Raw genomic sequence first — 12,357 nt, 5'->3', positions numbered from 1 at the left:
CAATCGTCTTCCCTACTGTTTCACGTCAGGGATATTAGGCTGGAGCCTTGGATCGCTGCAATGGCTGTTCGACAATTGGCAGATGCAACAGGGCGGCGGCAATGCCAAGCACGACAGATCCATACCAGATGCCATCATAGCTGCCAGTCTGATCAAACAGATAGCCACCCAGCCAGACACCAATAAAGCTACCGGCCTGATGGCTGAAGAAAACAAATCCAAACAGCGTCGACATAAAGCGGGGGCCGAAAATCCCGGCGACAACACCACTGGTTAGCGGCACTGTCCCCAGCCACAGCAACCCCATGGAGGCGGCGAACAGATAAACCGCCATGTCGGTCTTTGGAAAAATCAGGAAGATCATCACGACGATGGCTCGCAGGAAGTAAAGCAAGCTCAGAAGATATCGTTTTGGGAATTTAGCGCCCAGCACACCACAGCTATAGGTGCCGATGATGTTGAAAAAACCGATCAGGGCCAGCGATGTCGCGCCCACATGCGGGCCCATACCAAGATCCTGAAGATAGGACGGCAGGTGAATGGTGATAAAGGAGACCTGAAAGCCGCAGACGAAAAAACCGAGTGTCAAATAACGGTAGCTTTTGTCACCCCAGGCTTCGATCAAGGCCTGCCTGATGGTTTGCTCAGATGTTTCAGCCGCCGCCCCGCCAAGCCTGATTTCGTCCCCGGCCTTGCTTTGCAGGAAAAAACCTGACACCGCCATCAACAAGGCGATCAGCGCCATGACGACAAGGGCGCTTGACCATCCTTGATTTTCGATCAGGTTCTGGCCGATGGGGGCCATAAAAAACTGACCGATGGAGCCACCGGCGGTGGCGATGCCAAAGGCGACGCTTTGTTTTTCAGGTCTTACCATGCGGCCGAGCGCGCCCAGGACGACTGAAAAACTGGTCGCAGACAGGCCAAAACCAACCAGCCAGCCGGCACCGATATTAAAGCTGATGATGTCGTTCGATCCTGACATCACCAAAAGACCGGCCATGTATGCGAGGGCGCCAATGACCAGCACCCGACCGCTGCCGTAGCGATCAGCGGCCATGCCGCAAAACGGCTGGAACAATCCCCATAACAACTGCTGCATGGCCATGGCGAAACCAAAAGAAGTGCGGGTGAAACCCAGATCCAGGCCAATGGGGGTCTGGAAAAGTCCGAAGGTGCTGCGCAGGCCCATGGTCAGGCTTATGACCACGGCGGCGGTGATTATTAAAACGGTGGTGTTCTGGCGAAAAGACGGTGACATGTGGACCTTCTGTTTCAGGCTGATGCTTCTACTGTTATTTGGCGGCGTTTGCGGCTCAATACAAGAACATTGCCAAAAAGCACCAGCACCATACCGACAATGGCCCCAACGGACCATTGATAGTCCTCGAAAATTGTCGACAGGCCAAGGGCAATAAGGGGAAATAAAACTGTCGCATACGCGGCTTTATCAGGACCAATGCGGCCAATCAGGGTCAGGTAGCAACCGAAGGCGATCACCGAGCCGAACAAAGCCAAATAAATCAGCGAACCCACATAAAGCGGCGAGCTGTCAAAATTAAACTGCGAACCGCCAATCACCGCGAACGCCAGCATAAAGACCGCCCCGTAAGTCATGCCGTAGGCGTTGGCCTGAAGAACAGGCAAGCCACGGCGCTGGTTTGACGCCGAGGCCATATTGCCAATCGACGCCAGCAAGGTTCCGGCAATGGACCACAACAATCCGCGACTGCCTTGACTGGCAAGGTCAAAGTTTTGAATCTCGGGCCAGAACACGGTCACCAGACCGGCTATGCCGAAAGCTGCACCCAAAGCAACCCTTGGCCGGATCGGATTACCAAGGAGCAGGGCGCCGAAAATGATGTTGGTGATGGCAATGCCGGAAAAAACCACGGCGATCAGGCCGGTTGTCAAGTCATAGGTGGCCAGATAAAAGACAAAATAGTTGGCCGAAAATAAAAACAACCCAAGCGTCGCCATGCCAATATGATCCCTAAGGCCATAACGCATACGTTTGGATGTGGCGACGCAGTAAATCATCAAGATGATAGCGGCCAGAGCAAAACGGTAGGCAACCGACACTTCAGGCGCGACAAGACCCAGCTGGTATTTGATGACCAGCCAGGTCGAGCCCCAAATCAGGACAGTTCCTGCATAAAGCAGAATAATGTTCACGTAGCCTCGCTTACTTAGTTCTGCCAGAAGGGTTTTCCAGCTTCACGCTCAATATCGACGCGATCGAAACCAATATCAACCAACATGCTGTCATTGAGTTCACGCAGGTGGCGACGGTCGGAGATCCGTGTTTGCCAGGTGTAAAGCGTTTTCAACAAACGATCAGGTGCGGTTTCGATGAACACGGCGATGCGTTCCAGCGCGCTGGTCGCCACGTATTGTTTGTGGTTTTTCAGGATTGATGTGGTCATGGCGTCCTCCTTCAGACTTTCGGGTTAATCGTTAAATGATGACCCTAGAGATATTCCTAAAATGGCTGGACCTCAAACGATCTTTTCTCATATTTACATTAGAAAAACTTATTAAAAAAATATACTAAAATAAATAAATACAAGTATTTATAACAAGTTAACAGATTTAATTAGAATTGTATTGATACATTATCATTAAGTTTATAAGGTTAAATTATGCCCAGACGTATGCCGCCGCTAAATTCTTTGAAGGCTTTTGAAGCGGCCGCACGCCATCTCAGTTTTACCCGCGCGGCGGCCGAATTGAACGTCACCCAGGCGGCGATCAGCCATCAGGTCAAAGGACTTGAAGAAACACTCGGTCTGGCCCTGTTTCGCCGGGTTAACCGCTCGCTTTTACTGACTGACGAGGGTCAGGCGCTGTATCCGGATTTAGGCAACGCCTTTGATACCATTGCCGATGCTGTCGAGCGCCTGTACGAGCGTGACCAGGCCGGTGTTTTAACGCTGAGCACACTGGATTCAATCGCCGCCTCGTGGCTTGTCCCTAAAATCGGCAAGTTCCGCATCCTTCATCCGGACATCGACGTGCGGATTTCAACCACCGATCAGGTCGTCGACTTTACCTCCGGCGGTTTCGATATGGCGCTCAGATACGGATCCGGTCCGTATCCGGGTATGGAGATGGTGGTGTTGATGAAGGAAACCATGTTTCCGGTTTTAAGCCCCTCGTTGCTTGAGAAGTTTGGTTCCCTGAACAGTCCCGCCGACCTTGTTCGCTTTCCCCTGTTGCATGACGACATGCGCGATGACTGGGGCGTCTGGTCTGAGGTCGCGGGGGTAAGTGGTATGGACGTTTCGCGTGGGCCTTCGTTTTCCCACTCCTATCTTGTCCAGCAGGCGGCTGTCGCTGGTGAAGGTGTCGCCCTTGGCCGCTCGGTATTGATCGCCGATGACCTTGCCGCAGGCTTGTTGGTCAAACCCTTCGATATCGATCTTGAGGGACATCATGTTTATTGCGCCGTTTACCCCAAGGCTTCAGCCAAGCGGCCCAAGATCGTCGCTTTCAGGGACTGGTTAAAAGTTGAGGCAAAAGAAACCGAAGCCCGCTTTGCCGACGTCGTAGCCCACGGATAAATCCTTTCAGGGGTGATTTAATGGCGATAGGCTGATTGTATGACTGACTCAGGAAGGAATGGCTTAACCAATGTCCACAGATCAAACCCAAATGTCACTGCCGCGCTATATGGGAATGCCGACCTTTATGCGCACACCTTACCAGCCCGACCCGGCCGGGCTCGACATTGCCATGATCGGGGTGCCCTATGACGGGTCCGTGACCAACAGGGCCGGGGCCCGTCACGGGCCGCGCGAGATGCGCAACCAGTCAAGCCTGATGCGCTCGATCCATCATGTCAGCAAAATCAATCCTTATGATCTTTGCAAGATCGCCGATATCGGTGATGTGACCTTCGACGGGGTGTTTGATCACGCTGCCGTCGTCCGTGATATCGAGACCTTCTACGCCCGCGTCCATGCCGCCGGGGTCATACCTTTGAGTGCCGGTGGCGACCATTCGGTGACCTATCCGATCTTTAAGGCGATTGCCAAAGACACACCCGTAGGACTTATTCATATTGATGCCCACACGGATACCTGGGACCAGTTTCAGGGTTCCAAGTTTATGCATGGAACCCCCTTCCGCCGGGCCCACGAAGACGGCTTGCTGGATGGCGAGCGGACGGTTCAGATCGGCATTCGCGGGGCCCAGAACAGCCCCGAAGGATGGGACTACTCCCTGGAGAACGGGATGCGGGTGATCTTCATGGAGGAATTCACAAAGCTGGGGGTGGAGGCGGTGATTGCCGAGGCCCGGCGTGTTGTCGGGGACGGCCCGACTTATATCTCTTTCGATGTGGACGGCCTTGACCCGGTCTACGCGCCGGGAACCGGAACCCCTGAAATTGGCGGCATCACTACCATTGAGGCGCAAGCTCTTTTGCGTGGTCTGCGCGGCCTGAACCTGATCGGCGGCGACGTTGTCGAAGTCGCCCCGCCATCAGATCCCAGCGGTAACACGGCCCTGGTCGGGGCCACCTTAATGTATGAAATACTCTGTCTATTGGCGGACGCTGTCGCCAACAGGTAAACGTCACCCCGTCTTAATCCTGAAGCTCCGTCAAGTTCTCAAACAACGTCAGCGCCTCGGGGTTGGCAAGGGCTTCCTTGTTCTTGACCGGACGACCGTGAATGACGTCGCGGACCGCCAGTTCGGTAATTTTGCCAGATTTGGTGCGCGGGATATCGCTAACCTGAATGACCTTGGCCGGAACGTGGCGCGGCGTGCAGTTGGCGCGAACTTCCGAACGAATCAGGTTGATGAGGTCCTCATCCAGCGCCAGTCCTTCACGCAAAACAATAAACAGCACGACCCTGACATCGTTATCCCATTGCTGGCCGATGACGATGGCTTCGACCACCTGGGAAAGTTTCTCGACCTGCCGGTAGATTTCAGCGGTGCCGATTCTGACGCCGCCGGGGTTGAGTGTGGCGTCCGAACGACCATAGATAATGACCCCGCCGTGTTCGGTCAGCTCCACATAATCGCCATGACACCAGACATTGTCGAAACGTTCAAAATAGGCGCTGTGGTACTTTGAGCCATCATCGTCCTTGTAAAAACCGATGGGCATGGACGGGAACGGCAAGGTGCAGACAAGTTCGCCTTTCTCGCCACGAATGGACTGGCCGTCATCATCGAAAACATCAACCGCCATGCCCAGGGCGCGGGCCTGAATTTCGCCCTTCCAGACGGGCCCGGTCGGGTCGCCCAACATAAAGCAGCCCATCAAATCAGTGCCACCGGCTATTGAGGCCAGATGCACATCACGCTTGATGTGGTCGTAAACCCAGGTGAAAGCGTCGGGGGCAAGCGGCGATCCGGTCGAACAAATCAGGCGCACGCTTTGGAGGGAGTGGGTCTTTGCCGGTTCCAGTTCGGCCTTGATGGCGGCATCAATGAATTTGGCCGATGTGCCAAACAGGGTCATTTTTTCGGCGTCGGCATAATCGAACAAAACATTGCCGTCGGGATAAAAAGGCGACCCGTCATAAAGGATCAGGGTGGCTTGCGAGGCCAGCGCCGTGACCAGCCAGTTCCACATCATCCAGCCGCAGGTGGTGAAGTAGAAGACCCTGTCCCCGGGTTTGATGTCGCAGTGAAGCTGGTGTTCTTTAATGTGCTGCAGCAAGGAACCGCCTGCCCCATGAACAATGCACTTGGGCGCGCCGGTGGTGCCCGAAGAATACATAATATAAAGCGGATGGTTAAAGGCGAAGCGTTCAAAGTCGATGTCGGCAGCCTGATAGGGGTTCGTTAAATCACCAAGCCAGACGGCGTTCTTCACCCCGTCAATGGCAGGTGCGTCGCGGGTGTAGGGAACGACCACGGTTTTCTCGACGCTGGGCAGGGCCCTCACGATTTCGGCCAGTTTTTCCAGACAGTCGTGGGACTTGCCGTTGTAGTGATAGCCCTCGGCGGCAAAGATCACTTTGGGCTCGATCTGGCCGAAGCGGTCGAGCACACCCTTGACGCCAAAATCCGGCGAACATGATGACCAGATAGCACCCAGCGAGGACGTCGCCAGCATGGCGATAATAGCCTCTGGCATATTGGGCAGATAAGCGCCGACCCTGTCTCCTGATGTCACGCCAATGTTAATCAGGGCCTGACGGACCAGCGAAACCTGATCGTAAAGCTCGGCGAAACTCAGGCGGCGGTTAACTTTATCCTCACCGCGAAAGACCAGGGCCTCGCTATCGTCGCGTCTGCGCAACAAGTTTTCTGCGAAGTTCAGGCGGGCGTCGGGGAAAAAGCGGGTTCCGGGCATACGGCCGGGAGTTTCCTGAACGGCATCACCCCAGGTTTCCGCAATGACGCCGCCGAAGTCTTTTAGCGACATCCAGAATTTGTCTATTTCTGTTATCGAAAATTCATAAAGGCCGTCAAAATTCTCAACGTTGACATTCCAGTCTTCTTCGATGGCGCGGATAAAAGCGGTGATGTTGGTTCCGCTGATGCGTTCTTCGCCGGGTTGCCAGAGTGGTTGTTGCAAGCGTCTGTCTCCAAAACGGGGTTATTTTTTTAAGAGTATGTTCTGCCAGGCCCGTGCGCGCAAGGCAGCCATGTTGAAACGGGACTGGTCAGACTCCTAAGTCCACAATAGTCTGTCGCCCATGACGGCTGAACCACAACAAAAAAATAGTCAACCTGGGCTTTCGGCCCCCATGCGCGGGGCGCTGTGGATGGTCCTTGCGGCGGCCAGCTTTGCGGCGCTGACGACGGTTATCCGCGAGGTGTCGGGTTCCATGCATCCGTTCGAGCTGGCGTTTTTCCGCAACCTGTTTGGTTTGTTATTCATGCTGCCATGGTTGTTCAAGTCCGGTTTCAAGGTGTTGAAGACCGAGCGCTTGCCCATGCACGTGTTTCGTTCATCCATAGGTCTGGTGGCGATGTTAAGCTGGTTCGTCGCCGTCTCCATGATGCCGATTGCCGAAGCAACGGCGTTGAGCTTTACCACTCCCCTGTTTGCAACCGTCGGGGCGGCGTTGTTTCTTGGCGAGACCGTTCGGGTGCGACGCTGGGCGGCGACGGTGGCGGGCCTGATCGGCGCGCTGGTTATTGTTCGTCCCGCTGGCATCGATATCGGGCTTGGTGCGGGCCTTGTCCTTCTTGCCTCGGCCTGTATGTCCATGGCCGCTCTTTCTATTAAATCCTTAAGCCGAACCGAAACGCCGAGCATGATTGTTCTGTTCATGGGTTTGATCATGACACCCATGTCCCTGGTTCCGGCACTGTTCAACTGGACGACGCCCCAGCCCGTTGATTACCTGTGGTTTGTCGCCCTCGGCCTGTTCGCGACCATCGGTCAGATTGCGTTGGCGCGGGCTTTTGCCTCGGCCGATGTTTCGGCGGTTCTACCGTTTGATTTTTCCAGACTGATTTTCGCGGCCATCCTGGGATATCTGTTTTTTGCCGAAAGTCCCGATATCTGGACCTGGCTGGGTGCGGCAATTATTTTCTCTGCGGCCCTGTATACGGCCCACAGGGAATCCCGTCAGGCCAGGCTTTTCCGTTCAGTGCAGGCTAATCTGGTGCCAGCCGTTGTAGAGAAAAATTCTACTGACTAGTGGATACCATATGTTAGATTCTATCCACTATCCGGGATTGGGGTTTTTTCGGTCGTCGGTTGCCCAGCGCCTTCGTCATTTGCCGGGGGTTTCTTGGCGGTATTCGCCTTGCGGAAGATGACCTCGACACGACGGTTCAGGGCCCGGTTTTCATCCGTGTCATTGGGCGCCAGCGGGCGGCTATCGGCGTAACCCATGGCTGCAAGACGCGATGATTCGACGGTGGTGAATTCCAGCAGATAGTGGACGACGGAATTTGCCCGCGCCGCAGATAAATCCCAGTTAGAACGGAAGCGGGCGGTTTTGATCGGCCTGTCGTCGGTGTGACCGGCAATAATAATGTCGCCTTCGCTTTTTTTGATTACCGTGGCCAGATTGTTCAGGGCGATAAGAAATTCCGATGTCAGGGATTCGGCGCCTGAAGGGAATGCAAACTTGCCAGGAAAGCGGACGATAACCTCGCCTTCGCGCTCCTCAACATTGGCCATCTGCTGGGATATCTGTTCGGCGACGGCCTGGCTGACGGTTTCGGCCAGATTGTCCTCTGGTTCTTTAACCACGGGCACGTCTTCGCCAATGGTGTCATCGATTTGCAATTCCACGACGGCCTTGGGGACTTTGCGTTTCGTGGTTACCCCCATCGGGCCGCCATCTTCTTCAATAATTCCTGCGAGTTTTTTCAAATACTGGACACCGAAGGCGTTTTTCATGGATCCGGCCAATTGCTGGTATTTCTCCACGTCCATCTTGGCGAACGTCAGCATCAGCACGAACAGGGTCAGAAGCAGGGACATCAGATCGGCGAATGTCGTCATCCACACAGGCGCGCCGGCAGGAGGTTTCTTATTACTCATGCTCTAGTATCCACTATTCCCCATCGCCTCCTTCACCAAGATGATCGCGAAGGTGCGCGGGCAGATAAACTTGCAGCAACTCACCCAGCACATTGGGATTGGTCTGGGCCTGAATTTCAAGCACGCTGTCGATGATCAGAGCGGCAATATTTTCTTCATCGGCAACCCGCGATTCCAGTTTATCGGCAATGGGCAGGGCAATCAGGTTGGCGATGACCGCACCGTACAGCGTTGTCAGCATGGCAACCGCCATGGACGGACCGATGGATGCCGGGTCTGACAGGTTGGCCAGCATTTGCACGAGGCCGACCAGGGTGCCGATCATGCCGAAGGCGGGGCGGCGTCACCGATGCCGCGAAAAATTTTCGAGCCTTCCTCATTGCGGCGGATCGTTTGATGCATTTCCGACGTCAAGGTCTTGCGAACGACTTCCGGGGCCAATCCGTCAACACAAAGCTGGATGCCTTTTTTCATGAAGTCGTTGTCGATATCGACACCTTCAAGCGCCAAAAGACCGCCTTTGCGGGTTTTCTTGGCCAGACTGATGGCCATTTCAATAAGGCTCAAGGCATCGTTCTGGTCGACCGTGAAGGCGGCTTTCATGCCAACCTTGAGGGCGACAAAGACCTTTGAAATGGGAAACTTGACCAGGGTCGCAGCAAAGGTGCCGCCGACGACGATCAGAAATCCCGGTAGATTGAGGAAAATTATAAGGTCGGAGCCAACAAGAATGGCGGCGACGACGACGCCGGTTCCCATGACCAAACCAAGTAATGTCGCAATATCCATGTAGGCGCGGTCCCTATCCCGAGAGAATCCCTGTTGTTTATAGGAGATATCAGAACATAATACCAACCTGCGTTAAGAGATCATCACCCTATCTGGAGAGACTGACATGAACGTTACGGATATGGCCGCCCTTGTCACGGGTGCTGCTTCCGGCCTTGGCCGGGCGACGGCGGAAGCCCTGGCCCGGGCCGGTGCCCGGGTTGCCTTTGCAGACCTCAACCTTGAAGCCGCAAAGCAAGCCGCCGAACCTTTCGGCGAGAACGCGCTGGCGCTTGCCTGTGACGTATCAGACGCGGCCAGCGCCGAGGCGGCGGTAGCGGCGGCCAGCGAAGCCCACGGCCCGGCCCGTATCCTGATTAATTGCGCCGGTATCGGCACGCCGGGCAAAATCGTTGGCCGCGACGGGCCGATGGCGCTGGACGACTTCGCCCGCGTTATCAACATTAACCTGATTGGCACTTTCAACATGATGCGCCTCGCCGCCGCCGCCATGAAGGACCTTGAGCCGCTTGATACGGGCGAGCGCGGCGTGATCATCAACACCGCCTCAATCGCCGCCTATGAAGGGCAGATCGGGCAAGCCGCCTACGCCGCCTCCAAAGGCGGCATTGTTGCACTGACGTTACCTGCGGCGCGGGAGTTTTCGCGTTCCGCCGTCCGGGTGCTGGCTATTGCGCCGGGCATCTTTGGCACACCCATGTTGTTTGGCTTGTCCGATGACGTGCAGCAGGCGCTTGGTGCGTCGGTGCCGTTCCCGTCGCGACTTGGGCGTCCTGACGAATTCGCCGATCTGGTCCTGCACATGCTTTCCAATGTCATGATGAATGGCGAGGTGGTGCGCCTGGACGGGGCGCTCAGGATGGCACCTCTCTAAAGTCCGTCGATAAATCGCGCCAGTTTCAGGTCGCGCGCCGACAGGCCGTCCACATCGTGGCTGGAAAGGGTGATGTCGACCCGGTTATAGACATTGAACCATTCGGGATGGTGGTCGCGCTTTTCAGCCTCGATGGCGACACGGGTCATAAAGGCAAAGGCCTCGCCAAAATTCTTGAAGCTGAGGGATTTGAAAATCGCTTCCCGGTCTTCAACCAGTACCCAGTCATCAAGACCGGCAATCCCGGCGTCCCTGTCCGCAGCGCTTAGTTTATCGCTCATAATGGCTCTCCTTTGATAGCCAAGTGGTGCCTGTGGTGGCTAAAGTAAAGCCATGAAAGAACCAAGCCTGGAAGAAATTGAGGCTATTGCCGCCGAGGCCCTGAAAACCGTGCCCGGCGAATTGCTCGCCCATGTGGACGACGTGGTCATCCGGGTCGAGGAATTTCCCGACAGCGAAACCCAGGCCGCCCTGGGCTTGTCGTCGCCTTTTGATTTGCTTGGATTGTATTATGGCGTGTCGCTGGATCAAAAAAGCATCACAGCGAGTGCAAACGATATCGATATGATCACCCTCTACCGCGGACCCATTCTGGAATACCAGAATGAGAACGGCGAAGACTTAAACCATCTTGTCCGCCACGTCCTGATCCACGAAATAGGCCACCACTTCGGCCTCAGCGACGAGGATATGGAGCGCATTGAGGGTGCCGGTTAAAAGCCCGCCGCTTCGGGCGACATCCCAAAGACAAACCAATTCGGCCTACCTGAATTCAAGAGAACGACTCAGCGAGTCACTGAGGGACTCTCAGGGGCTATCGCTTCAATCGAAACCTGGGGTCTCAATCACTACATCTTGTGACGGCTTTTCGGGGAATTCTCTCAGCCATTCATTGAAAATATGCCAATATATTCACGACAACTACGAGCAATTTAACAATTGTGAGTGATCGATAATCTATGTTTTATTATTTCATCAATCAAAAATAGCTTGGATGGGGATGAGACCATGGATGTTTTTATCAGTTGGTCAGGCGACAAAAGTAATAAGATTGCTATTGCTCTAAACGAATGGCTCCCATCGGTAATCCAAAGTATTAATCCATATGTTTCTTCAGAGAACATACTCAAGGGAAGCCGTTGGAATGTGGATATTGCACACAGTTTGGAAAACTCTGGGTTTGGAATACTCTGTTTAACGCCGGATAATCTTGATGCCCCTTGGGTGTTGTTTGAAGCCGGGGCATTGTCAAAAAAGTTTGGTGAATCCAACGTTGCGCCTGTTTTAATTGGGGTAAAACGACAAGACGTGAAGGCACCATTGTCACAATTTCAAAGTGTTATTTTTGAAAAGGATGATTTCCTAAAACTAGTAAAAACACTAAATGAGGTGAATACCGACCAATCCCTTGATGAAATTCGACTAAACAAAATTTTCAATAGGTTCTGGCCAGATTTGGAAGGATCGTTGAAGGTGGTTGAAGATGAAATTACTAGTATCGCCAAAAAGAAGTCTTCCAAGGTGCCTCAGGAAAAGAAACAAGAGGCCAACCTACAATCTATTCAATCAACACTTGAGGAACTTGTCTTAAACCTGAGAAGCAACCAACGATTGTTGAATGACCCAGAGGGAGTTCTTCCTCGAGACTACCTACTGTCTGTCCTTCAAGAGGCAGGAATGACCTCAAGGTCGAGGGGAAGTATGAGAGAAAATCGTTCTGCTTGGGAGTATCTTGATGATCAGTTATCGAGGATATCCATTTGGTTTAACAAGAATGGTGAACAGAAAACTGTCGGAAAATCTAAAATTACCGAGTTGCAAGATTTGTTTTCTAAGGTAGAAGAGGTTTCCAGTTATTTAAGTAAATCTATTCAACGCCATTAGAAGAATTCAATAACGAATATCCAGATCAACGGAGTGCTTTGTTAACTTTTCAGCAACATCCTCTGCCCTCAAGTGGTTGTATCGAAACAGCATTCTTGGATCACGGTGACAACTGATCAGGGCGACCTCCTTTGGAAGCCAAGTGGGCCCTGTGGTGGCCAAAGTTAAGCCATGAAAGCACCGTCATTGGAAGAAATAGAGGGTAATGCTCCCAATTTTTAGCGGTACAAATGAGTAGAATTTTCTCGTAATGTTTTTTGAGGAGATTCAACATGAAACAATCACGTTATTCTGACAGCCAGATCATCGCTATTTTGAAGCAGGCTGAGGCCGGTTCAAC

General features: G+C 53.5%; 12 protein-coding genes and 1 pseudogene. 6 read left to right on the top strand and 7 right to left on the bottom strand.

Translation table 11 applies throughout. The annotated features are described in order from the left end of the window. Window positions 1–34: 34 nt before the first annotated feature. The 3 genes from HOL66_09530 to HOL66_09520 are packed head-to-tail and all read right to left on the bottom strand — an operon-like array spanning window position 35 to window position 2,426. Window positions 35–1,261, bottom strand: a complete 1,227-nt coding sequence (locus HOL66_09530; protein ID MBT5244476.1) for an MFS transporter — start codon at window positions 1,259–1,261, stop codon at window positions 35–37. A gap of 14 nt (window positions 1,262–1,275) precedes the next feature. Further along, window positions 1,276–2,175, bottom strand: a complete 900-nt coding sequence (locus tag HOL66_09525; protein ID MBT5244475.1) for a DMT family transporter — start codon at window positions 2,173–2,175, stop codon at window positions 1,276–1,278. Window positions 2,176–2,189: 14 nt separating this feature from the next. Beyond that, window positions 2,190–2,426 (bottom strand): DUF1127 domain-containing protein, encoded by a 237-nt coding sequence (locus tag HOL66_09520; GenBank protein MBT5244474.1) that lies wholly within the window; start codon window positions 2,424–2,426, stop codon window positions 2,190–2,192. A 216-nt stretch (window positions 2,427–2,642) separates the two neighbouring features. Here HOL66_09520 and HOL66_09515 point away from each other — a divergent pair, with 216 nt between their 5' ends. Continuing rightward, entirely contained in the window at window positions 2,643–3,563 is a 921-nt protein-coding gene (locus HOL66_09515) for a transcriptional regulator GcvA (GenBank protein MBT5244473.1), read from the top strand. Between the two features lie 70 nt (window positions 3,564–3,633). Continuing rightward, the gene (gene speB, locus HOL66_09510; protein MBT5244472.1) at window positions 3,634–4,575 is read left to right on the top strand and encodes an agmatinase; all 942 of its coding nucleotides are present in this window, start codon (window positions 3,634–3,636) and stop codon (window positions 4,573–4,575) included. A gap of 13 nt (window positions 4,576–4,588) precedes the next feature. Here speB and HOL66_09505 read toward each other — a convergent pair whose 3' ends face one another. Then, window positions 4,589–6,541 (bottom strand): acetoacetate--CoA ligase, encoded by a 1,953-nt coding sequence (locus HOL66_09505; GenBank protein ID MBT5244471.1) that lies wholly within the window; start codon window positions 6,539–6,541, stop codon window positions 4,589–4,591. A 121-nt stretch (window positions 6,542–6,662) separates the two neighbouring features. Here HOL66_09505 and HOL66_09500 point away from each other — a divergent pair, with 121 nt between their 5' ends. Further along, entirely contained in the window at window positions 6,663–7,616 is a 954-nt protein-coding gene (locus HOL66_09500; GenBank protein MBT5244470.1) for a DMT family transporter, read from the top strand. Window positions 7,617–7,636: 20 nt separating this feature from the next. Here HOL66_09500 and HOL66_09495 read toward each other — a convergent pair whose 3' ends face one another. After that, window positions 7,637–8,470: an OmpA family protein gene (locus HOL66_09495; GenBank protein MBT5244469.1), complete on the bottom strand. Its 834-nt coding sequence runs from the start codon at window positions 8,468–8,470 to the stop codon at window positions 7,637–7,639. 13 nt (window positions 8,471–8,483) lie between these two features. Further along, a pseudogene (locus tag HOL66_09490) lies at window positions 8,484–9,259 on the bottom strand (flagellar motor protein PomA). 106 nt (window positions 9,260–9,365) lie between these two features. Between HOL66_09490 and HOL66_09485 the strand changes: the two are divergent. Next, window positions 9,366–10,133 carry an SDR family NAD(P)-dependent oxidoreductase gene (locus tag HOL66_09485; protein MBT5244468.1) on the top strand — a complete coding sequence of 256 codons (768 nt, stop codon included), beginning with the start codon at window positions 9,366–9,368 and terminating at the stop codon, window positions 10,131–10,133. Here HOL66_09485 and HOL66_09480 read toward each other — a convergent pair. Beyond that, on the bottom strand, window positions 10,130–10,414 hold the full coding sequence (locus tag HOL66_09480; protein ID MBT5244467.1) for a 4a-hydroxytetrahydrobiopterin dehydratase: 285 nt from the start codon (window positions 10,412–10,414) through the stop codon (window positions 10,130–10,132). The two genes, HOL66_09485 and HOL66_09480, sit on opposite strands and share 4 nt — an antisense overlap. Window positions 10,415–10,466: 52 nt before the next feature. Here HOL66_09480 and HOL66_09475 point away from each other — a divergent pair, with 52 nt between their 5' ends. After that, entirely contained in the window at window positions 10,467–10,850 is a 384-nt protein-coding gene (locus HOL66_09475; GenBank protein MBT5244466.1) for a metallopeptidase family protein, read from the top strand. Window positions 10,851–11,141: 291 nt separating this feature from the next. After that, window positions 11,142–12,017: a toll/interleukin-1 receptor domain-containing protein gene (locus tag HOL66_09470; protein ID MBT5244465.1), complete on the top strand. Its 876-nt coding sequence runs from the start codon at window positions 11,142–11,144 to the stop codon at window positions 12,015–12,017. Window positions 12,018–12,357: the final 340 nt, after the last annotated feature.

This window comes from Rhodospirillaceae bacterium (genome assembly GCA_018662005.1).
Lineage (GTDB): Bacteria > Pseudomonadota > Alphaproteobacteria > Rhodospirillales > JABHCV01 > JACNJU01.
This window is presented reverse-complemented; position numbering and strand designations above follow the sequence as displayed.

What these genes read in the sequence shown, in the direction of transcription:
- HOL66_09480 (MBT5244467.1), bottom strand. Translation starts at nt 10,414, where the DNA reads ATGAGCGATAAACTAAGCGCTGCGGACAGGGACGCCGGGATTGCCGGT.
- HOL66_09470 (MBT5244465.1), top strand. Translation starts at nt 11,142, where the DNA reads ATGGATGTTTTTATCAGTTGGTCAGGCGACAAAAGTAATAAGATTGCT.
- HOL66_09520 (MBT5244474.1), bottom strand. Translation starts at nt 2,426, where the DNA reads ATGACCACATCAATCCTGAAAAACCACAAACAATACGTGGCGACCAGC.
- speB (MBT5244472.1), top strand. Translation starts at nt 3,634, where the DNA reads ATGTCCACAGATCAAACCCAAATGTCACTGCCGCGCTATATGGGAATG.
- HOL66_09530 (MBT5244476.1), bottom strand. Translation starts at nt 1,261, where the DNA reads ATGTCACCGTCTTTTCGCCAGAACACCACCGTTTTAATAATCACCGCC.
- HOL66_09500 (MBT5244470.1), top strand. Translation starts at nt 6,663, where the DNA reads ATGACGGCTGAACCACAACAAAAAAATAGTCAACCTGGGCTTTCGGCC.
- HOL66_09495 (MBT5244469.1), bottom strand. Translation starts at nt 8,470, where the DNA reads ATGAGTAATAAGAAACCTCCTGCCGGCGCGCCTGTGTGGATGACGACA.
- HOL66_09515 (MBT5244473.1), top strand. Translation starts at nt 2,643, where the DNA reads ATGCCCAGACGTATGCCGCCGCTAAATTCTTTGAAGGCTTTTGAAGCG.
- HOL66_09475 (MBT5244466.1), top strand. Translation starts at nt 10,467, where the DNA reads ATGAAAGAACCAAGCCTGGAAGAAATTGAGGCTATTGCCGCCGAGGCC.
- HOL66_09485 (MBT5244468.1), top strand. Translation starts at nt 9,366, where the DNA reads ATGAACGTTACGGATATGGCCGCCCTTGTCACGGGTGCTGCTTCCGGC.